Here is a 20,619-nt window from a genome sequence, read left to right as displayed (position 1 = left end):
GCTGAAAAGCCTCGCCGCAGTGGGTTGGCTCAGGACGGGTCACAACTCCATAATTCGACGAATGGCCGATCTGCCGCAGGCGGCCCCAGCCAATGGCTCATTGGCTGGCAGTGTCCATTCAGACACAGCTGATAATCGCCAGCCTGGGGTGTACGGCCCAGTCTCAGTGGTTGCAGGGGCGGCAGTTGGCGCAGGTAGTGCCAGCTACCGTTTTTCAGCCAGGCACCGTCGGGAATGTCCATGCCGGCGCCGTTGCCTTTGACCCTGGCCTCACCCAGAACCAGCCCTTGCCGGGTAACACGGTAGTCTTCCTCCCAGCGGATTTTCTCGATGGTGTGATTCCACGCCAGCGTGAAATCATGGAGGGGAAGCTGGGCCCAGGCCACACCGGCCAGGCCCAGGCATAAACCGATCACGCCAGGGCCCGTCCGATGCGCCGCGAGCGCCATAGGTGCTGGAAAATCAACAGCCCCGCCAGCACGAAGCCAATCTCATCGGTCAGCGGCAACGCGACGACCAGCAAGGCGCCTGCGGCAAAACACAGCAGGCGCTCCCAGATCGGCATCCTCTGTTGCAGATGGCCGGTGGACGCCATGCCCCAGAGTCCGACGGCGAGCATCGTCTTGATCAGCATGTAAGCGGTCATCCACAGATTGTCACCCTGAAGCATCAGTGCCGGGTTATAGACCGCCATGAACGGAATGACGAAGCCGGCCAGTGCGATGCGCACGGCCCAGAAGCTGATTTTCAGGCCGGTTTCCCTGGCAATGGGGGCAGCCGCGAAGCAAGCCAGCGCCACCGGTGGCGTCAGATCGGCGAGGATGCCGAAATAGAACACGAACATATGGGACACGATCAGCGGTACGCCCAGTTCCAGCAGGGCGGGCGCGGCGATCGAGCTGGTGATGATGTAGTTGGGAATAGTCGGGATGCCCATGCCGAGCACCAGACAGGTGAGCATCGTCAGGATCAATGACAGCAACAGGTTGTCCTTGCCGATGGCCAGGATGTAGCCGGCGAAGGTCGACGCCACCCCGGTCAGCGACACCACGCCAATGATGATGCCGACCAGGGCACAGGCAATCCCTACAGGAACCGCATGCCGCGCGCCGTCCACCAGTGCATCGAGGCAAATCGTCAGGGTTTCCCGTGCGCCTTTGATGAACCAGCAAAGAAGGACCAGCACCGCGATGACCGCAAAGATGACGCCGATGCCCAGCTGGAAAAACCCCACGCACAGGATACCCAGGGCGATCCAGAAGGCGCAGCGCAGGGCAAAGTTCGACACGCGCAGGATGATCGCCGAGCCGAGGATCACGATGGCGGTGAGCGCCAGTCCCACCATGCCGGAAAAAAGCGGCGTGCGCCCGGAAAACAGCAGGTAGATCAGCACCGCGAGCGGGATCAGCAAGTACCAGTTGTCTTTCACGGCGCCCAGCGCGCTGGGGCACTGGTCCTTGGGTAATCCCTTGAGGTTGGAGCGCTTGGCTTCGAGATGAACCATCCAGAACACCGAGCCGAAGTACAGGCACGCGGGAATCAAGGCAGCCTTGGCGACTTCAACGAACGGCACGTTGATGGTCTCGGCCATGATGAACGCCACGGCACCCATGATCGGCGGCATCAATTGGCTGCCCATGCTGGAGGTGGCTTCCACGCCGCCGGCGAACGCGGCTTTGTAGCCGAAGCGCTTCATCAACGGGATGGTGAATTGCCCGGTGGTCACCACGTTGGCAATGCCGGAGCCGGTAATGGTCCCCATCAACGCAGAGGAGGCGACGGCGACTTTGGCCGGGCCGCCGAGCTTGTGGCCGAACAGGCCCATGGCAAAGTCGGTAAACAGCTTGATCATGCCGGCCTTTTCGAGGAAGGCGCCGAACAGAATGAACAGGAAAATGTAGGTGGCCGACACGTAGGTCGGCGTACCGTACAGCCCCTCGGTACCGAAGGACAGTTGATTGACGATCTGATCGAAGCCGTAGCCGCGATGGGCCAGGTCGCCTGGCAGGTATTCGCCGAACAGCCCGTAGGCCAGGAACAGACCGCAGATCAACGGCAGCGCAATGCCCATCACCCGTCGGGCTGCCTCGAACACCAATACGATCAGCACGATACCGACGATGAGGTCCGTATCGGTCAGGTCACCGGAACGCTGGATCAGGTCGGCTTCAAATACCCATTGGTACAGGGCCGTAGTTACGCCGGCCAGGGACAACACCCAAGCCAGTGGCTGCCAGGGGCGACCTGTGCCGTGGGCGGGATAACTCAGGAACACCACCCACAACAGGAAGCCCACGTGCACGGCACGCAATACCTGGCTGGAGACTGGGGCGAATGCAGCGGTGACGATCTGGAATACTGAAAACAGCAGCGCCACGTAGAACAGTGTTCTGGGCCAATCCCGAGGGTCGGCGGGAATGCCGGGCTGAATCTCACTCATCAAGGATGTCCTCTTGCCTGCATCGAAGGTGCGAACCGCAAGGGCGCGGCGACGGTCACCGCCGCGCCGGATCGGCTTACAGGGCGCCGGCTTCCTTGTAGTAGCGCTCGGCACCGGAATGGAGGGGGATAGGCAAGTTTTTCGCGGCTTTATCCAGTGTGATGTCTTTGGCTGCGGAGTGGGCGCTGCCTAGACGGGGGAGGTTTTCGAATAGCAGCTTGGTCATCTGGTAGGCCACTTCGTCCGAAACGTCTTCACGGGTGACCAGGATGTTGGTGATTGCCACGGTGGGCACGGCTTCGGCCTGGCCGTCATAGGTATTGGCCGGAATACTTGTACTCTGGTAGGCCGGGTTGCCGATTTTTGTCACTACCTCCGTCGGGATCGACACGTAGTTCAGTGGCATGGTCGAGGCCAGGTCGCGGATCGCCGCCATCCCCAGCCCCGAAGACTGGAGCGTGGCGTCCAGTTGACGGTTCTTGATCAGGTCCACCGATTCGGCGAAGGGCAGGTACTGAACCTTCATGTCGCTGTAGTTCAGTCCCGCTGCCTTGAGAATGGCCCGCGCGTTCAGCTCGGTGCCGGATTTTGCCGCCCCCACGGAAATGGATTTGCCCTTGAGATCGGCCAGCGTCTTGATGCCCGACTCCTGGCTGGCAACGATCTGGATGTAATTGGGGTAGGCGCCGGCGATGGCGCGCAGTTTGGTCAGGGGGGTCTTGAAGCCGGCATCTTCCACGCCATTCTTGGCGTCAGCCACCGAGTCGCCCAGTGCGAGGGCCAACTCTCCGCGCCCGGCCTGCAGCAGGTTCAGGTTTTCCACCGACGCCTTGGTGGCTTGCACCGAGGTCTTGGCGTCCTTGATGCCGGTGCTGTAGATCTGCGACAGCCCGACCCCGATCGGGTAATAGACCCCACTGGTGCCCCCCGTCAGAATGTTGATGTACACCGGAGCTGCCTGGGCCGTGGTCGTGACCACCAAGGCTGCCGCGGCGGCCAGAAGGGTAAAGCGCTTGTTGACTCGCATGGAAGACTCTCCGTCTTGTTATGGCTTTATGCAGAGTCTTTCCACTGTAGTCGAAACGGACCGGCAGGTAGGAATCAATAGCGCATCAACGGGAATGGGGCGTCACTTTTCTTCATCCCCCGAAGGCGCTGAGCCGGGTGCGGCGCTGCTACCCCGCACGGTCAACTCAAACGGCAACGTCACATGCCGTTCGGCGACGGGCGTTTTTTCGATCAGCGCGATCAGCATCTCTACAGCCCTGCGGCCAAAGGTCTCGGCAGGCTGCGCAATAGTGGTCAGGGGCGGATCGCAATACGCCGCGAACGGAATGTCGTCGAAGCCCACCAGGGAAATATCCTCGGGCACCCGCAACCCCGCCTCCTTGATGCGCTTGAGGGCGCCGATGGCCATCTCGTCGTTTTCGCAGAACAGCGCGCTGGGGCGCTCGGCCAGCGCCAGCATCGCACCGGCTCCGTCGTACCCGGCACTCAAGGTGAAGTCGCCGTGGCAGATCAAGCCTGGGTCGACCGCCAGGCCGGCCTGGCGCAAGGCATCCTCGTAGCCGGCCACGCGGTCCAGGGTCAGGGGGCTGCTGCGGGGGCCCTTGATGATGCCGATGCGGCGGTGACCTAGGCCGATCAGGTATTCGGTCATGGCCTGGGCGGCGGCGCGGTTGTCGAGACTGATGGTGGGATAGTCGGCATCCTTGAGCACTTCGCAGGCGTTGACCAGCGGCAGGGCTTCGGCGCCGGGAGGAAGTGACGCGAAAGGATTGCTTGCCCGCAATTGGATCACGCCGTCGGCCTGGTGCGCATAGACCAGCGCGGCGAACTCCTGCTCGACTTCAGCCTGGCCCTGGGTGTCGCACAACAACAGCCGATAACCCGCCGCCTGGGCGGACTGCTGGGCACCGCTGATGACCCGGGCAAAGAACGTATTGGCGATGGTCGGCACCAGGATCACCAGGTTGCCGGTGCGCCGGGAGCGGAATTGCACGGCCATCAGGTTCGGCCGGTAGCCGGCCTGTTCCACCGCCGCGTTGACCTTGTCCCGCGTCTCGGGCAGGACCCGTTCGGGAGATTTGAGCGTTCTGGAAACCGTAGCCACCGACACGCCGGCCAGCCTGGCCACTTCACGGATATTGGACAAAAGCACCTCGATCGAGCGCCGGAACATAGCGGCACGAAGGGGAGCTTACCGCAGGTTGGTTGCCTCACAAACGTCCCTGCATGAAGACGGTCGGGTTTGACACGTCGCGAAACTGCGCCTAGATTCCGCTGTGATGTAACCGGTTACATTGTCATCAGCCCTGGCCTGAGAGAATCGTGATGAGTCCTGTAGCACCGAAAATAAGACTGGGTTTCGTGGGCGGCGGAGAGGGCGCTTTCATCGGCCAGGCCCATCGTCAGGCCGCGGGCCTGGATGGCGGGTTCGAGTTGGTGTGTGGGGCGTTCAGTCGCGACGCCCGCAACAACCGGCAAACCGGCGCAGCCCTGGGGCTGGCCGCTTCCCGCTGCTACAGCGATTGGCAGCAACTGTTGGACGCCGAAGCGGCGTTGCCTGCGGACCGGCGCATGGAGTTGCTGGTCATCGTGACGCCCAATCATCTGCACGCGCCGATTGCCGGTCGGGCGTTGAAGGCTGGCTTTCATGTGTTCAGCGAAAAGCCTGCGGCGTTGAACCTGCGTGAGTTGCTCGCGCTCAAGGATGTGCTGGACGGCAGCGACTCTCTGTATGGCCTGGCCCACACGTACCTGGGGTATCCCATGGTCTGGCAGGCGCGGGAGATGGTGCGCACCGGCGTGATCGGCGCCGTGCGCAAAGTGCTGGTGGAGTATCCCCAGGGCTGGCTCAGCCAGGACGTCGCCGGGCAGGGCAACAAGCAGGCCGGTTGGCGCGATGACCCCGAGCAGTCCGGCCTGGGCGGCTGCATTGGTGACATCGGCACCCATGCGTTTTCCCTGGCGGAGTTCGTGACCGGACAGCATGTCGAACAGCTCTGTGCGGCGTTGGGCACCCACATTCCAGGCCGGCAGTTGGACGACGACGTCGCGATGCTGTTGCGCATGAGTGACGGCGCCAGTGGCGTGTTGATTGCCAGTCAGGTCTGCGCCGGTGAAGAGAACCCTCTGAAGATCCGCGTCTACGGCGACAAGGGCGCCTTGGAGTGGCGCCAGGAGGAACCGTCGAGCCTGATCCATCGTGCCCTCGACCAACCCCTGAGCATCCTGCGTTGCGGCGTCGGCCAGCCGTGGTTGTGCGAGGCCGCGACACGCCGCATGCGCCTGCCGGCAGGGCACCCCGAGGGTTACCTGGAAGCCATGGCCAACCTTTACGGCGATTTCGCCCGTGCCATTCGCGGACGGATCGAGGGCCCCGATGCGCCTGGCGTACCTGGCATCGAAACCGGTTTGCGCGGCATGGCGTTCATCGAGGCCGCCCTTATCAATCATCGTGGCGAGGCGAAGTGGACCGCGCTGCAAACCGGAGAATCGCTGTTGTGAATACCGCCGATCAAACGCCGAGCGGCCTGCGCGGGCCGGCTATCTTCCTGGCCCAGTTCATGTCCGATGAGGCGCCGTTCGACACCTTGGCGAACATCGCCCGGTGGGCCGCTTCACAAGGGTACAAAGCCATTCAGTTGCCGACCCTGGGTACGCGTTACATCGACCTGGCCCGGGCCGCCGACAGCCAGGCCTATTGCGATGAACTCAAGGCCATCTGCGCAGAGGCCGGGGTCGAGATCAGCGAACTGTCGACGCACCTGCAAGGCCAACTGGTGGCGGTGCACCCGGCGTTCGATGCGCTGTTCGACGACTTCGCCCCGGTCCACTTGCGTGGCCAACCTCAGGCCCGGACCGAGTGGGCCATCGAGCAGCTCAAACTGGCGGCCCGGGCCAGCCAACGCTTGGGGCTCAATGCCCATGCGACGTTTTCCGGCGCGCTGTTGTGGCCGTACATGTACCCGTGGCCCCAACGCCCGAGCGGGCTCGTCGAGCAAGGGTTCGCCGAGCTGGCCCGACGCTGGTTGCCGATTCTCGATTGCTTCGAGGCGGCCGGCGTGGACTTGTGCTACGAAATCCATCCCGGCGAAGACCTCCATGACGGCGCCTCGTTCGAGCGCTTCCTGGAAGCGGTCGATCATCACCCACGAGCCGCCATTCTCTACGACCCCAGCCACCTATTGCTGCAACAGATGGACTACCTGGGTTTCATCGACCGCTACCACGCGCGCATCCGCATGTTCCACGTCAAGGACGCCGAGTTCCGCCCCGATGCCCGCTCCGGTGTGTACGGCGGCTACCAAGGCTGGGTGGAGCGCCCCGGCCGGTTCCGCTCCCTGGGCGATGGGCAGATCGATTTCAAATCGATCTTCAGCAAGTTGACCCAGTACGACTTCAGCGGCTGGGCGGTGCTGGAGTGGGAGTGTTGCCTGAAGGATTCACAACAGGGCGCCGCTGAAGGGGCGGCGTTCATCGAGCGGCACATGATCAACAAGAGCCGCAAGGCGTTCGATGATTTTGCCGGGGTGACGGCGGATGAGGCGTCCAATCGGCGGTTGCTGGGGCTGCCGAGGTAACCGAAACCAAAAAAACTGTGGCAAGGGAGTTCATTGTGGGAGCAAGGCTTGCCCGCGATAAAGCCGACGAGGTCCTTAGGGAGAATGAGGCGCCTGCATCGCGGGCAAGCCTTGCTCCCACAAGAGTCCCCTGTCCACAAAGTGCTTTTCCCAACTGGCTGGCTTACAAGAACAACAAATAGACGGTGACTGTCATGACCACAATGAACGCACGCTTGAGCGTGATGATGTTCCTGCAGTTCTTTATCTGGGGCGGCTGGTTCGTCACCCTCGGGACCTTTCTTTCCAGCACCCTGGGCGCCAGCGGTGGGCAGATCGGCATGGCGTTTTCCACCCAGTCCTGGGGCGCGATCATTGCGCCATTCGTGATCGGCCTGATCGCCGACCGCTACTTCAATGCCGAACGTATCCTGGCGGTGCTGCACCTGCTGGGCGCGGTGCTGCTGTATCAGCTGTATTCGGCGCAGGACTTCAGTGGCTTTTATCCGTTCGTGCTGGCGTACATGGTGGTCTACATGCCGACGCTGGCCCTGGTCAATTCCGTGGCGTTTCGCCAGATGCGCGATCCGGCGCTGGAGTTCTCCCGCGTGCGGGTGTGGGGCACCATCGGCTGGATCGTCGCTGGCGTGGTCATCAGTTTCGTGTTCGCCTGGGATTCACGGGAAGCCATTACGGCAGGCGGCTTGCGCAATACCTTCCTGATGGCGGCGATCGCCTCGCTGGCCTTGGGCATCTACAGCCTCACGCTGCCGACCACGGCTCCGCTCAAGGCGCAAGCCGGTGGCGGCATCAAGCAGCTGCTGGGCCTGGATGCCCTGGGGCTGCTGAAGGACCGCAGTTACCTGGTGTTCTTCATTGCCTCGATCCTGATCTGCATCCCGTTGGCGTTCTATTATCAGAACGCCAACCCGTTCCTGGCCGAAACCGGTATGACCAACCCCACGGCGAAGATGGCCATCGGGCAGGTGTCCGAGGTGCTGTTCATGCTGCTGTTGCCGCTGTTCATCCAGCGCTTCGGGATCAAGCTGGCGCTGTTGGTGGGGATGCTGGCGTGGGCGTTGCGCTACCTGCTGTTCGCCTATGGCAACAACGGTGACCTGGCGTTCATGCTGTTCACCGGCATTGCCCTGCATGGCATCTGCTATGACTTCTTTTTTGTCTCGGGGCAGATCTACACCGACACCAAGGCGCCGGACCATCTGCGCAGTTCAGCCCAAGGGTTGATCACCCTGGCGACCTATGGCCTGGGCATGTTGATCGGCTTCCGGGTGGCGGGGCAGGTCACTGATCATTTTGCCGAGGCGGGTGGTCATGACTGGACCAGCATCTGGCTGTTCCCGGCCGGGTTCGCGTTGCTGGTGTTCGTCTGTTTCCTGGTTGCCTTCCGTGGCCGAGAAGTGGTCGCCGTCCCTTCAAAGGCCTGAAGCGCAAGCATCGGGCTGGACGGCGGTCATAGATGACTGACGTCCAGTTTGGTGTAGGTGACTTTTCCGCCTTCGCTGGCATAGCCGACGTTGTCGAGGGTGTAGACGCCGGCCTTGAAATAGAAGTCGTAGCCGTACCAGGACGGGTCCAGCTTCACCTGTTTGCCGAGGTTGTTGATCAGCACGGTGACCTTGCCTTGGTTGTCCATCTGCAGGGAGTAGGTGAAGACTTTGTTCAAGGCAACGTTCGGCACAGTGAACATCACCGGGCTTTTTTCATCCTTGGGCTTGACCCGGTATTCGACATCCAGGTTGCCGACGCCCTTGGTGAATCGATAGACGAGCTTGAGCAGGGGGGCGGGCGCATCCTTGGCGTGGATCTGCGCGACGACCACGCGACCGGCCGAGGGCACCTGATTCACGGCCAGGGTGCCTTTGAGGGTATTGACCCCGCTGTTATATCGCCAGTTGCGCAGCTTGCCGTCTCTCGAGGTTTCCCGCAGCTCGGAGCGCGGGAACTCGCTTTGGCCCGTGTGGGAGCCGGTCACCGGAGCCCAGAACACGATCTTGTCACCGCTGTTGGTGAAGTACTGATTGCGCAGGGTCGGAACCGCTTTGGTCGCAATGGTCAGGGCCGGGGTTTGTATCGGAAGGGTGAGGTTCCAGACAGTCAGGTCAATCATGGTCAAGCGCTCCAACGGTGTAGCCGGTGCAGTTCGTGTCAGCCGGCAAAGGCAGGACTGCCTTCCGTGGCGCGATCATTTGGTTATCGACGTGCCGCTGATTCGCTGGAGGGGACGGGAGGAGCAACTGACGAATGGCTCTAACTGGGGCGTCCAGTGGGGTTGTCGGAGTTGTGCGTAGATGATGTCAATCTGATGTTGATCGGGTAGAGTACGCGCCGCCCGAGAGATGGATCCCGGGCGTTTCCCCATGGAGTAGTCAATGAAAAGTTTCAGCAAAGTTGTCGCCACCGCACTGTTCGGCCTGGTTCTGGCGGGTTGCACCGGCACCCCGATGAAGACCCAGCAGTACGACAGCAGCCAGTACACCGTTGTCGGCCACAGTGAAGCGAAGGCCACCGGCCTGCTGCTGTTCGGGGTGATCCCGATCCGCCAGAACAACCGCTTCGTGCGTGCCCAGAACGCCGCGATCCTGGCCAAGGGCGGCGATGCCATGATCAACACCCAGGTGCAGGAAAACTGGTTCTGGGCCTGGGTCCTGACCGGTTACACCACCTCGGTGTCCGGGGACGTGGTCAAGCTGAAGAACGTTCAGTAAAGGTCAGCTCGATCGTATCCACGCTCTGCGTGGGTACGTCGCCCGGCAGACGTGCCGGTCAATGTCCGCCAACCACCATGCGACTGAACGGCTCGACATACGCCTGCAACGTCACCAGCCCGCCTACCAGAATCGCCAGTACCACCGAGTGGAAAAACACGTAGCGCAGAATTTCCCCTTCATGGCCATACCAACGGGTGGCGGTGGAGGCGACCACGATCGACTGGGCATCGACCATCTTGCCCATCACCCCGCCGGAACTGTTGGCGGCGGCCATCAACACCGGGCTCAGGCCCAACTGCTCTGACGTTACCCGTTGCAAGCCGCCGAACAGCACGTTGGACGCGGTGTCCGAACCGGTCAATGCCACGCCGAGCCAGCCCAGCAGGGTGCCGAACATGGGGTAGAAAATGCCTGTTGCGGCGAAGGCCAGGCCCATGGTGGCGTCCAGGCCCGAATAACGCGTCAGGAACCCCAGCGCGAGCATCGCGACGATGGTGATCAGTGAGTAACGCACCACCCACAACGTACGCAGGTACTGACGCACCAATTGTGGAATCGAATAGCCCATCAACAACCCACCGAGAATCGCCGCCAGGAAGATGCCGCTGCCGGTGGCCGTGAACCAGTTGAACTTGTAGATCGCTTCCTCGGTTTTAGGTTGCGGTACCACGGGCGGGACTTTTTCGATCTGCTGGTGCAGGGTGCTGAAAGTCACCATGGGCGAGAACAGCGGATTTGCCTCGCGCATCGGCTTGCCTTGAGGATCGAGTCTGGCCGACTGGGTCTGCGGGTCGATCGCCGGGCGGGTATCGAACAGGTTCTTGAAGCCCTGGGTACCCCAGGCGAACACGAATACCGTGAGGATGATCCACGGCATCCAGGCCCGCAGCACCGCCGGCCGGGTGTCACTGGAGAACGCCGCGCAGGTCACCGGCTGCTGTTCTTCGCTGGCGTCGATCTTCGAATCGTCGTGGCGTCCCGACAACGCTGCTGAGGTATGCACCGTCGCTGGCTTCCAGACTTTGAGAAATCCGGTAAGGCAGGCCATGGAAATCAGCGCGGCAATCACATCCACCAGCATCGGCCCGTGGTAGTTGGAGACCACGAACTGCGGGATGGCGAAGCTGACGCCGGCCACCAGGATCGCCGGCCAGACCTCCAACATCTTGCGCCATCCGGCAAAGGCCCAGATCAGCCAGAACGGCACGATCACCGAAAAGAACGGCAGCTGCCGGCCCACCATCATCGACAGCTCCATTTCATCCAGCCCGGTGACCTTGGCCAGGGTGATGACAGGGGTGCCCAAGGCGCCGAACGCCACCGGCGCGGTGTTGGCGATCAGCGCCAAACCCGAGGCGGCCAGCGGCGAAAAGCCCAGGCCGATCAGGATCGCTCCAGTCACCGCCACCGGCGTGCCGAAGCCTGCCGCTCCTTCGAAAAACGCGCCGAAGCAGAAGGCGATCAACAGCAATTGCAGGCGCCGGTCGTCGGTGATGCGTGCCAGGGAATCCTGCAGGACCTTGAACGAACCGTTTTCGGTGGTCAGCCGATGCAGGAAGATAATGTTGAGCACAATCCAGCCGATGGGCAGTAGCCCATTGGCCGCGCCATAGAGTGCCGCCGAGCCGGCCATGCCGGCCGGCATGCCGAAGGCGAAAATCGCGATCAGCAGGGCCGACGCCAGGGCCAGCAACGCCGCCAGGTGGGCCTTGATATGAAAAAACGCCAGGGACGCCAGCATCACCACCACCGGGACCGCCGCCAGGAACGTCGACAGCACCGCATTACCGAAGGGATCGTAGACTTGTTGCCAGACCATGTTCCACCTCTGCTTTTTATTGTTGGAAGTGCAGGCCCCAGGGGGGATTGGCAGAAGAGTATAGGCGGGGATCGGCGGGGGCATGGGGCATGCCCTGGCCGAGGAGCAGGCTGGACACCTGTGGCGAGGGGGGCTGGCTAACGTGCGTCGGTGCGGCCACCTTCTTCCAGTCGAAGCTCGAGGCTCAAGTCATCGCAGCTCTGCGACCAGGCCGTCAGCCATTGCGGCATGGCCGACGACTGTTCGGCCAGCCCCAGTTCGCGGACGAATTCATCCGGTGCCACCGTGCCTTTGGCAGAGCGGAACAGGCCACGCATGATCACCACCCCGACCACACGCCCGCGGCTCATGAAACGGTGCTCCATGAAGGTCCATTTGTCATCCCAGCCCAGTAGCCGGGTATGCACCTCAAACGCTTCGAACAGTTTCAATTCCCGTCGGAACTTGCCCCAGACATCTCCCACGATGGGCACCGCTCGGTTGCGCAGGGCCACTTTGTAGGCGCCGCTGCGCAGCACGTAATCCATGCGTCCAACATCCGCCAGAGTGAAATAGCGGCCATTGGTGACATGGCGGTTGAAGTCCAGGTCCAGCGGCCATACACGCATGCGCACCACGGTTATGTCCAGGGGGGCCGTCGGCTTGCGCCAGGGACGACGAAACAGCATCAGCAACAGTCGGAACCAGAGATTCATGGAAATACCGCAAGGGGGAAAAACGCTCACTTTAGATAGGTGGAGTGGCCTGGGCCAGGTGCGAAAATGACTGTTTGCCCGGAAAACGTGCATTTGGGACATGTCTGTAAGTGGCCTGTGCGGCTCAAATTAACGTACAGGCCACTGGATCGCTCATACCCAGGTATGAGCCGCTAGCACCGATGTAGAAATGCCCGCCGTGGGGCTGTCCTTTACAGTGCATGGCCAGTGCGTCCGGTCACGCGCCGGGGAGGTCCGTCATGATCACGTTAGTGCAACATCATCCGCTGGTCTGTGGCGTCATTCTGATCCTGATCGACCTGGCGCTGTGGCAGCTCATCGGCGCTTCGCGACGTCATCTGCGGATGTGCACACGTGTCGGCGTCTTCGTGATGTTCTGCTGGGTCATGACCGCTGCCGGCATCAGCCCGCTGCAACCGCCGCTATGGCCCGACGACGCGATCCTGAACCTGATGGGCACCGTGCTGGGCATCGGCTGGTGGCTGTTCGCGGCCAGGACGCTGACAGTGGTGCTGGGTAATGGCCTGTTGTCCCGGGTCGGTCACAGCGCGCGTTTATTCCAGGACCTGATGGGAGCGGTCATTTTCCTGATCGGTATCATCGGCGCCGCGGCGTATGTCTTGCAGTTGCCGGTCAAAGGGTTGCTGGCGACCTCTGGAGCAATGGCGATCATCGTGGGCCTGGCGTTGCAGAGCACTCTCAGTGATATGTTTTCCGGCATCGTACTCAACACCACCAAGCCTTATCAGATCGACGACTGGATCTCCATCGATGGCATCAAGGGCCGGGTTGTGGAGATCGATTGGCGCTCCACTCACCTGATGACCGATATGGGTGGCATGGCGGTGGTGCCCAACTCGCTGGCGGCCAAGGCGCGCCTGCTCAATTTCAGTCGGCCGGGAGACGCCCACGGCGTCAGCGTCTGTATCGCAGTGCCCAGCCACGTGCGCCCGCGTCGCGTTATCGATGCCCTGGAAAAAGCCTTGCATGGCACCCGGGCGCTACTGCCGGCGTTCTCCACCAAAGCCTCGGTCAAGGCTGCTCATCTGGAATACACCGAATATGAGCTCAAGGGTTTCATTGCGTCGGCCAGGCACAAGACCGAAGTCTGCAACCTGATGTTCGACCTCGCCCATCGTCACCTTGAAGCCTCCGGCGTCATCTGGGGCAGTGGCCCGGCCGCTGAGCCATGGAGCCGTCAGCGCCAGTTGCTGGAGGACGTGCGTATCTTCCGTTCGCTGGATAACGACGAGCGCGAACGTCTCGCCGATGACATGACTCCGGTGGACTACCAGGCCGATGAGGTGATCCTGGCGTTTGGCGAGGTTGCCGATTGCCTGATGGTCATCAGTAGCGGCGTGGTTTCCGTCTCGATCCATGACGGCGAGAAAATGGTCGAGGCCGGGCGCATGGGACCCGGGGAAATCCTCGGTGAGGAGGGAATCCTGGCCGCCAACCCGTCGCGAGGCGAATTCCGCAGCATCACCAGCGGACGGCTGTTCCGCATAGAAAAAGCCGCCCTGTGTCGGGAGCTGGTACACCTCGGCGAATTGAAAGCAGCCTTGAGCAATCTGCAAGGCCAGCGCGAGGAAATCCGCGAGACCGTAGTCATGCAGAAAACCGTGGAGCCCAAGAGAAACCGCTTTTTACACTGGTTGAGGCACAGGTGAGCGCAGCACCCAGCATCACTGCAAGCAGACCCACCGCTATCGCGAGCAAGCCCGCTCCCACAGGGATCAGAGATGTACGTTGGATCTGTGAGCGCCCGGGGATAAACGGTGGGAGCGAGCCTGCTCGCGATGGCGTCGGTCCAGCCAACGCCACTGCAAGCAAGCGTGCTGCGAGCCCTTCAGCCCTTGGCCGCCATCGCCGTGACTTCCACTCGCATGCCCTCGACCCCCAGCGCCGCCACGCCGATCGCGGCCCGGACCGGCCAGGGTTTGGCGAAGAAGCGTTTGTACACTTCGTTGAAGGCTGCGCGTTCGGTCATGTCGGTGAGGTAGATGGTCAAGTGCAGGACCCGGTCCATGGAGCTGCCGGCACGCTCCAACGCTGTCTTGAGCGCTTGTAACGTGCACTCGCTCTGCAGGGTGATGTCGCCCAGCTCCAAACTGCCGTCGGCGCGGGTCGGGATCTGGGTGGTGACCAGCAGGCCGCCGAAGCCGGCGACGTCGGAGGAGATGGAGTCCGCATCCGGGTCGGGAGTGAACGTGATGTCTGGGTTAGCCATGCGGTGCCTCATGCAGGAAAGGAAAAAGACGCCGCAGTCTACCGTCCATTGATGCGCTGTTCCCGGTTTCCTTTATCCATCCTCGCTTCGCACCAGCGCCTGGATATAGGCATCAATCGCGGTGGTGCCGCGCAGCCCATCCTCGACAATCTCGAAGCCGCTGTCGACGCTGACCTCGGTCATCCGCGTGTAGGATTGCGCGGCGGCGGGGCTGAAGCCGAGGTCCAGGAAGGCCTGTTCCCAACGATCCCTCGGTATCACCTGCACCTCGACCGGCCGACCGAGCGCCTGGGAAAAAGCCTGCGCAACATCGTTGGGCGAATATAGGCGAGGCCCTTGCACATAACGAACGCCAACATCGGTCACCGGTGACAACAGCCTCGCCGCTGCTATTTCGCCCATGTCCTGGGGGGCAACCATGGGCAGGGCCAGGTCGGCGGGAAGCAGGGTGGGCAGCTTGCCTGTGGTGCGAACGGTGTCGAGCAGGCCGTCCCAGTTGCTCATGTAGTAAACGGCGCGATTGATCGCCGCCGGGATCGATTGATTGCGCAAGCCTTCTTCCAGCTCCCACAAGACACTGAGGTCGCCGAGACGCTCGCCGGGTTGGGCACCGGCGGTGGACTGGGCGACGATCTTCTCCAGGCCCGAGCCGTCCAGAGCGGCGAGAATGTTGGCCACAGTGTGCCGTTCCACCGCATCGGTATCGGTACTCGGAGGGGCTGGCGGGTTGAGGATTAAAGCCCGGCGCCCGAGTCGGAAGGCGGCCCGCAGCGATTCGACATCCTGCGCATCCGCCTCGACGATCCGAGCGCCTTTGGCGCGCCATTGCTCCCCATGGGTGGCATTGCGGGTCAGGACAATCACCGGCGCTGCCTGGGCCAGCAGCGCCTCGACGGTGGCTGAACCTACATGTCCCGTCCCCCCCATGATCACATACATGATTCACCTCCCGCCCAGGGTCAAAGGTTGACCGGGACCTGGGCCGTCATCGCCGGTTCAAGGTGTGGTTCCGCGCTGTTCAGGCACTCTGCCAATTGTTGTGCCTGCTCCCATCCGAAGTCGGGTTCCAACCAATCGAGTGCCTCGTCTGCGCTCAAGGCCAGGACACGCTGCTGTTGGCTGGCAAGATCGCCATAGGTCACCAGGGCCAGGCCGTCGCAGCCCAAGGCGGTTTCGCTGGCCTGGGCCAGGGCTGCCAGGAAAATCGGGGCCGATTGCCGGGACGTCGTGTAGCTGGAATGTTGAAGTTGGGACGAGTCAGAGGGCGTTAGCGATTCGTACCAGCCTTCCACGGCCACCAGTACCCGACCTTCGCGCTTGATGGGATCAAAGACCTTGGAGCGCATCACCAGATGCAGCGGCAGATGCGTCAGCGGAGGCATCGTTCCCACCGACCAGATGGGTGACCAGCCCCAACGAACCTTGATGGATTCCAGGTGCCCGCCACGGCGGCGAATGGCGCTGACTTGCATGTTCGGCTTGATCAGGTTGTGCCGCTCCTGTGGCCTGGCGGGGACCGTCCTGTACAAGTCCAGGTGCGTCACGCCCGTATCGAAACGTCCGCCCGGGGTGTCTCGCTGGGCGAAATACGCCAGGGCGTCTTTTGACGAAACGTGCTGAACAAAACCCTCACACATGGCGAAAACTCCCGGAATCGAAACGCAACCGACCGCTAGCCGCTCGCGTCTCGACTGCTCAAGCGCGTCATCACTGATTTCAGCGGTGTCATCTAGGTCCGAGCCGTGTGCAGGGGCTTGGTTCGAAAAAATTCGGGGTGGGGAGACGAGCGGCTGTAACTGCCCTCATGAGGCAGGATGAGTCATGCAGAGGGGGTGTCAGTTGAGCCGGTTCTCATTGATGAAATCCACGAAAGCCCGCAACGGTGAGGGCAGGTAGCGGCGGCCGGGGTAGTAGAGGTACGGCCCGCTGAAACCCTGCCACCAGGGCTCCAGCACCGGCACCAGCGCACCACTGTCCAGATAGGGCTTGAGCCAATCCTCGAACAGATAGATCACCCCCAAGCCATCCAGGGCGGCTTTGATGGCCAGGTCCACCGCGCCTGCCACGCGGAAAACCAAGGGGCCGCCCGGGTTCACGCTGATGGTTTCGCCGTCACGTTCGTAGTCCCAGAGCGGCATGGCCCCACTGGGAAACTTGCCCCGCAGGCAGGCATGCTGGAGCAGGTCCCGAGGGTGTCCGGGGCATCCCCTGGTTTCGAGGTAGGCCGGTGAAGCGGCCGTTGCGAAGCGCTGCACGCGTGGACCGATGGGAATGGCGATCATGTCCTGTTCGAGGCGATCGTCGTAGCGGATACCGGCATCACACCCGGCTGCCAGCATGTCGACGAAACTCTCTTCGGTGACGATCTCCAGGCGAATATCGGGGTAACTTTTCAGAAACGGGGTGATGATCGAGGGCAATACCAGCGTCGCTGCGCTGACCGGCACATTCAGCCTGAGGGTGCCCGAAGGACGATCACGGAACTCGTTGACCACGTCCAGCGCAGACTCGACTTCACCCAGGGCCGGCACGATGCGCTCCATCAACCGGGCCCGGCCTCGGTTGGCACCACGCTGCGGGTGGTGCGGTTGAGCAGGCGCACACCCAGCCGGGTTTCCATCCGTCGTACGGCATCGCTGAGGCTGGAGGCGGACTTGCCGCTCAGCCGAGCGCCTTCCCGAAACCCTTTTGCATTGACCACGGCCACGAAGGACAGCAGGTCTTGGATATCCGTCATAGTGTTCTCTGTGCCGTACAACCTGTGCGGATTGCACCTGATTATCAGTGGAGTGGTCAACGCCTATAGTCGGCTCACGCATTTAATCCGAGGTATTCACGATGAGCAGAGTAGACAAGGCAGGCAGTTTTTTACTGGGCGACCGCAAGGTCAATCGCATGGGCTATGGCGCGATGCAACTGGCGGGGCCTCACGTGTTCGGGCCACCGAAAGCCCCGGCAGCGGCCATCGCCGTGCTGCGTGAAGCCTTGGCGGCTGGGGTCAACCATATCGACACCGCTGACTTCTACGGGCCCCATGTCACCAATCGCTTGATTCGCGAAGCGCTGCACCCGTATGCCAGCGATCTGGTGATCGTCACCAAGGTGGGTGCCGTCCGTGGCGCCGATGCCTCGTGGAATCCCGCCTTGAGTCCCGCCGAGTTGATCCAGGCCGTCCACGACAACTTGCGCAACCTGGGCGTGGACGTGTTGGATGTGGTCAACCTGCGGGCCTGGGGCAACATGCAAGCGCCCATGGAGGGCTCCATCGAGGAGGCGTTTTCCGCATTGGCGGACTTGCAGCGCCAAGGCCTCATCCGCCACCTGGGGCTGAGCAACGTCACGGCTGCGCAGGTCAAGCAAGCCCAGGACATCGCCAACGTGGTGTGTGTGCAGAACCACTACAACCTGACCCATCGAGGTGACGAGTCACTCATCGCCGATCTCGGTCGGCAGGGCATCGCCTACGTGCCGTTCTTTCCCCTGGGGGGCTTCACGCCGCTGCAATCTCAGACCCTCTCCAGCGTCGCGGCGCGCCTGGAGGCGTCACCGCTGTGCGTTGCGCTGGCGTGGTTGCTGCAACGTGCGCCGAATCTGCTGCTGATTCCCGGTACGTCATCCGTGGCGCACCTGCGGGAAAACCTCACGGCCAGCGAGCTGCGGATTCCGGCGCCGATGCTGGCCGAGTTGGACGCGTTGGCCTAAGCCGCCTGGAACCCCGGCGTCTCGCCGTCTTCCGGTTTCCGAGCCCGTCGACCATTGCAGCGACCTCAGCTACGGGCCTCATCCGTCTCGTTGCGATGGTGTTCAGGCCAGCGGTCGACGGGACGTGCGCGGTCTTCGTTGAACATGTCCGTGAGCAGCGCATTGGCGCGGCGGTAGGCGTCGTGCCGGAACTTCAGGTCGTCTTCCGGCTGGGCAACGATTTCTTCCAGCATTTGCAGGTTCAGGCGGCGGAATTGATCCGCCCGTTCGCGGGCTTCGTAAGGCCCGACGCCCATTTGCATCAGCGCGCGTCGACCCAAGGACAGCGCACTCTCGAAGGTTTCCCGTTCGGCCGCCTCGACCCCCATCTGCCGCAGGGTGATCAGGTGCCCCATGTCCCGCGCCCGCACGATCAGCTTCAACGTAGGGAAATGCTCCTGGACCAGGCGGGTCAGTGCCAGGTTGTCCTCTTGATCGTCAATGGCATTGATCAGCACGACGGCCTGGGCCGCGCCGGCCGCGTGCAGCAGGTCGAGGCGCGTGGCGTCGCCGTAGAACACTTTCACACCGAATTTGCGCAGCGTCTCGATGTTGTCGGGGTCGTGATCCAGAACCACCACTTCGACACCGCAGGACATCAGCAGACGACCGGCGATCTGCCCGAAACGGCCGAACCCGGCAATGATGATGCGCGGGTTCTGCTGATCGACGAGGTCGGATTCCTCGCGGTTTTTCTTGGTGACGGATTCCAGCCGCCCCAGCAGCAGGATCAGTAGAGGTGTCAGGCACATGGACAGCGCCACCGCCAGCGTCAGGCTCTTGCCCCACTGATCGGTCAGGATGCCCGCCAGGGTCGCGGCACCGAACACCACGAAGGCGAATTCGCTGCCCTGGCCCAGCAACACCGCCTGCCAAGAGCGTTGGCCCGCGGGGACGTTGAGGAATCGGCTCACCGTCTTGATCACCAGCAGCTTGATCAGGATGAAGCCCAGGGTCAGGGTGGCGACTTTCAACGGTGCGTTGATCAGGGTGCCGAAGTCGATCGACATGCCCACGCCGATGAAGAACAGCCCCAGCAGCAAGCCTTTGAACGGCTCGATGTCGCTTTCCAGGGCATGCCGGTATTCGGAACTGGCCAATAGCACCCCGGCGAGGAAGGCGCCCATGGCCATCGACAGGCCGGCTTCTTCCAGGAGAAAACCGAAGCCGAACACCAGGAACAGTGCCACGGCGCTGAAGATCTCCCGCAGGCCCGAGCGGGCGGCGAAGCGCAGCAATGGCCGTGTCACATAGCGTCCCAGTAGCACGACGACGCTGATGGCCGCGACGATCTTGACGATCGACAGCGCCAGGGCAGTACCTGACGGTGTTTCACCGTGGGCCGACAGCAGAGGGATCATGGCGACCAGGGGAATGGCCGCGATGTCCTGGAACAACAACACGGCAAAGCTGCTGCGGCCGACGGCGGTTGCCGTCAGGTTGCGTTCATTCATCGCCTGCATGGCAATGGCCGTGGAGGAAAGACTCAGGGTCAGGCCGACCAGCAACGCGGCCGTCCAGTTCAGGCCCAGGGCTGCGCAGAACACTGCGATAGCGGCGCCACAGGCCAGCATCTGCAAGGCCCCGCCACCGAACACCATCCGCCGCAGCGCCCACAGCCGTTTGGGGTCGAGCTCAAGACCGATGATGAACAGCATCAGCACGACGCCGATTTCGGCGAATTCCAGAATGGCCTTGACGTCGGTAATGAGCTTCAGTCCCCACGGGCCGATGACGCACCCGGCCAGCAAGTAGCCCAGCACCGGGCCCAGGCCCAACCTGACGGCAATCGGTACGATCAAGGTGGCCGAGGCCAGGTAGATGAGCATCTCGATCAGGCTGTGAGTCTCCATTTCAATCTTCCTTCCAGGAGGCTAGGCGGGCGCGGTAGTGTTCGATTTGTACGTGTTGGGCTTGCGTTTCGGCGGCATAGGCGCCATGGACGACGACCGGATCCAGCCAGCGCATGCGGCAATAGACAGCCGTTGCATGGAGGGGCTGGGCCAACACGGAGAAGCCCGGATGGGCACCGATCTCGAAATGGTCGGGCTCGCCACCCGTGGTGACGGCCCACAGCAGGCTCTTGTCCTTCAATGCCGTGGAGCCTTTGCCGTATGCCCAACCATGGGTGAACACCTTGTCGATCCACAATTTCAGCAGGGGCGGCATGCTGTACCAGTACATCGGGTGCTGGAGGACGATCAGGTCCGCCTGCTCGACGACGCGCTGTTCGGCGTCGACGTCGATGTCGAAATCCGGGTAGAGATCGTAGAGGGACCGTACGACCACGTCCGGAAGACTGGAGGCTCGTTCGAGCATCTGCTGGTTGACCCGCGACTGGTCGGGGTAGGGGTGGGCGTAGACAATCAGGATCATCGG

18 protein-coding genes and 1 pseudogene are annotated in these 20,619 nt (G+C 62.3%); 6 read left to right on the top strand and 13 right to left on the bottom strand.

The annotated features are described in order from the left end of the window. Positions 1-29: 29 nt before the first annotated feature. The 4 genes from CGA22_RS15910 to CGA22_RS15895 all read right to left on the bottom strand — a co-directional run bounded on the left by CGA22_RS15910 (position 30) and on the right by CGA22_RS15895 (position 4,595). Complete coding sequence (locus CGA22_RS15910; RefSeq protein ID WP_188258644.1) at positions 30-416, bottom strand: DUF1850 domain-containing protein; 387 nt, start codon at positions 414-416, stop codon at positions 30-32. Beyond that, positions 413-2,440, bottom strand: coding sequence for a TRAP transporter permease (locus CGA22_RS15905; protein ID WP_041020300.1), 2,028 nt, complete (start codon positions 2,438-2,440; stop codon positions 413-415). The genes CGA22_RS15910 and CGA22_RS15905 overlap by 4 nt, the downstream gene beginning before the upstream one ends. A gap of 76 nt (positions 2,441-2,516) precedes the next feature. Next, positions 2,517-3,467 carry a TAXI family TRAP transporter solute-binding subunit gene (locus CGA22_RS15900; protein WP_041020299.1) on the bottom strand — a complete coding sequence of 317 codons (951 nt, stop codon included), beginning with the start codon at positions 3,465-3,467 and terminating at the stop codon, positions 2,517-2,519. Positions 3,468-3,569: 102 nt separating this feature from the next. Continuing rightward, positions 3,570-4,595 carry a LacI family DNA-binding transcriptional regulator gene (locus tag CGA22_RS15895; RefSeq protein ID WP_041020302.1) on the bottom strand — a complete coding sequence of 342 codons (1,026 nt, stop codon included), beginning with the start codon at positions 4,593-4,595 and terminating at the stop codon, positions 3,570-3,572. A 179-nt stretch (positions 4,596-4,774) separates the two neighbouring features. On the opposite strand from CGA22_RS15895, the gene CGA22_RS15890 reads away from it, so the two are divergent. The 3 genes from CGA22_RS15890 to CGA22_RS15880 all read left to right on the top strand — a co-directional run bounded on the left by CGA22_RS15890 (position 4,775) and on the right by CGA22_RS15880 (position 8,450). Further along, positions 4,775-5,950, top strand: coding sequence for a Gfo/Idh/MocA family protein (locus CGA22_RS15890; protein ID WP_041020298.1), 1,176 nt, complete (start codon positions 4,775-4,777; stop codon positions 5,948-5,950). Further along, positions 5,947-7,026: a sugar phosphate isomerase/epimerase family protein gene (locus tag CGA22_RS15885; RefSeq protein WP_041020297.1), complete on the top strand. Its 1,080-nt coding sequence runs from the start codon at positions 5,947-5,949 to the stop codon at positions 7,024-7,026. Before CGA22_RS15890 ends, CGA22_RS15885 begins: the two co-directional genes overlap by 4 nt. A 194-nt stretch (positions 7,027-7,220) precedes the next feature. Further along, complete coding sequence (locus CGA22_RS15880; RefSeq protein WP_041020296.1) at positions 7,221-8,450, top strand: nucleoside permease; 1,230 nt, start codon at positions 7,221-7,223, stop codon at positions 8,448-8,450. 26 nt (positions 8,451-8,476) lie between these two features. On the opposite strand, the gene CGA22_RS15875 is transcribed toward CGA22_RS15880, so the two are convergent. Next, complete coding sequence (locus tag CGA22_RS15875; RefSeq protein ID WP_041020295.1) at positions 8,477-9,133, bottom strand: polysaccharide lyase family 7 protein; 657 nt, start codon at positions 9,131-9,133, stop codon at positions 8,477-8,479. A gap of 262 nt (positions 9,134-9,395) precedes the next feature. Here CGA22_RS15875 and CGA22_RS15870 point away from each other — a divergent pair, with 262 nt between their 5' ends. Next, positions 9,396-9,731 carry a lipoprotein gene (locus CGA22_RS15870; protein ID WP_041020294.1) on the top strand — a complete coding sequence of 112 codons (336 nt, stop codon included), beginning with the start codon at positions 9,396-9,398 and terminating at the stop codon, positions 9,729-9,731. A gap of 58 nt (positions 9,732-9,789) precedes the next feature. Here the strand turns inward: CGA22_RS15870 and CGA22_RS15865 are convergent, their stop codons facing one another. Both CGA22_RS15865 and CGA22_RS15860 read right to left on the bottom strand, forming a co-directional pair. Further along, a complete protein-coding gene (locus tag CGA22_RS15865) occupies positions 9,790-11,553 on the bottom strand; it encodes an L-lactate permease (protein ID WP_041020293.1) in 1,764 nt (587 codons plus the stop codon). 137 nt (positions 11,554-11,690) lie between these two features. Next, entirely contained in the window at positions 11,691-12,248 is a 558-nt protein-coding gene (locus CGA22_RS15860; protein ID WP_041020292.1) for a thioesterase family protein, read from the bottom strand. Between the two features lie 260 nt (positions 12,249-12,508). Between CGA22_RS15860 and CGA22_RS15855 the strand changes: the two genes are divergently transcribed. After that, a complete protein-coding gene (locus CGA22_RS15855; RefSeq protein ID WP_041020291.1) occupies positions 12,509-13,939 on the top strand; it encodes a mechanosensitive ion channel family protein in 1,431 nt (476 codons plus the stop codon). Between the two features lie 179 nt (positions 13,940-14,118). On the opposite strand, the gene CGA22_RS15850 is transcribed toward CGA22_RS15855, so the two are convergent. The 4 genes and pseudogenes from CGA22_RS15850 to CGA22_RS15835 form a co-directional block, all read right to left on the bottom strand. After that, complete coding sequence (locus tag CGA22_RS15850; RefSeq protein ID WP_041020290.1) at positions 14,119-14,499, bottom strand: RidA family protein; 381 nt, start codon at positions 14,497-14,499, stop codon at positions 14,119-14,121. Positions 14,500-14,571: 72 nt separating this feature from the next. Continuing rightward, a complete protein-coding gene (locus CGA22_RS15845; protein WP_041020289.1) occupies positions 14,572-15,438 on the bottom strand; it encodes an NmrA family NAD(P)-binding protein in 867 nt (288 codons plus the stop codon). 20 nt (positions 15,439-15,458) lie between these two features. After that, positions 15,459-16,136 (bottom strand): SOS response-associated peptidase family protein, encoded by a 678-nt coding sequence (locus CGA22_RS15840; protein ID WP_041020288.1) that lies wholly within the window; start codon positions 16,134-16,136, stop codon positions 15,459-15,461. A 198-nt stretch (positions 16,137-16,334) separates the two neighbouring features. Further along, positions 16,335-17,236: pseudogene (locus CGA22_RS15835) on the bottom strand (LysR family transcriptional regulator). Between the two features lie 101 nt (positions 17,237-17,337). Here CGA22_RS15835 and CGA22_RS15830 point away from each other — a divergent pair. Beyond that, positions 17,338-18,201: an aldo/keto reductase family oxidoreductase gene (locus CGA22_RS15830; RefSeq protein WP_041020287.1), complete on the top strand. Its 864-nt coding sequence runs from the start codon at positions 17,338-17,340 to the stop codon at positions 18,199-18,201. Positions 18,202-18,266: 65 nt separating this feature from the next. Here the strand turns inward: CGA22_RS15830 and kefC are convergent, their stop codons facing one another. Together kefC and kefF are read right to left on the bottom strand one after the other, a co-directional pair. Then, positions 18,267-20,093, bottom strand: coding sequence for a glutathione-regulated potassium-efflux system protein KefC (kefC, locus tag CGA22_RS15825; protein WP_041020286.1), 1,827 nt, complete (start codon positions 20,091-20,093; stop codon positions 18,267-18,269). A 1-nt stretch (position 20,094) separates the two neighbouring features. Further along, positions 20,095-20,616, bottom strand: a complete 522-nt coding sequence (gene kefF / locus CGA22_RS15820; RefSeq protein WP_041020285.1) for a glutathione-regulated potassium-efflux system oxidoreductase KefF — start codon at positions 20,614-20,616, stop codon at positions 20,095-20,097. Between the last annotated feature and the right edge of the window lie 3 nt (positions 20,617-20,619).

This window comes from Pseudomonas sp. PSB18 (genome assembly GCF_014596565.1).
In the GTDB taxonomy this organism is placed as follows: Bacteria; Pseudomonadota; Gammaproteobacteria; order Pseudomonadales; family Pseudomonadaceae; genus Aquipseudomonas.
This window is presented reverse-complemented; position numbering and strand designations above follow the sequence as displayed.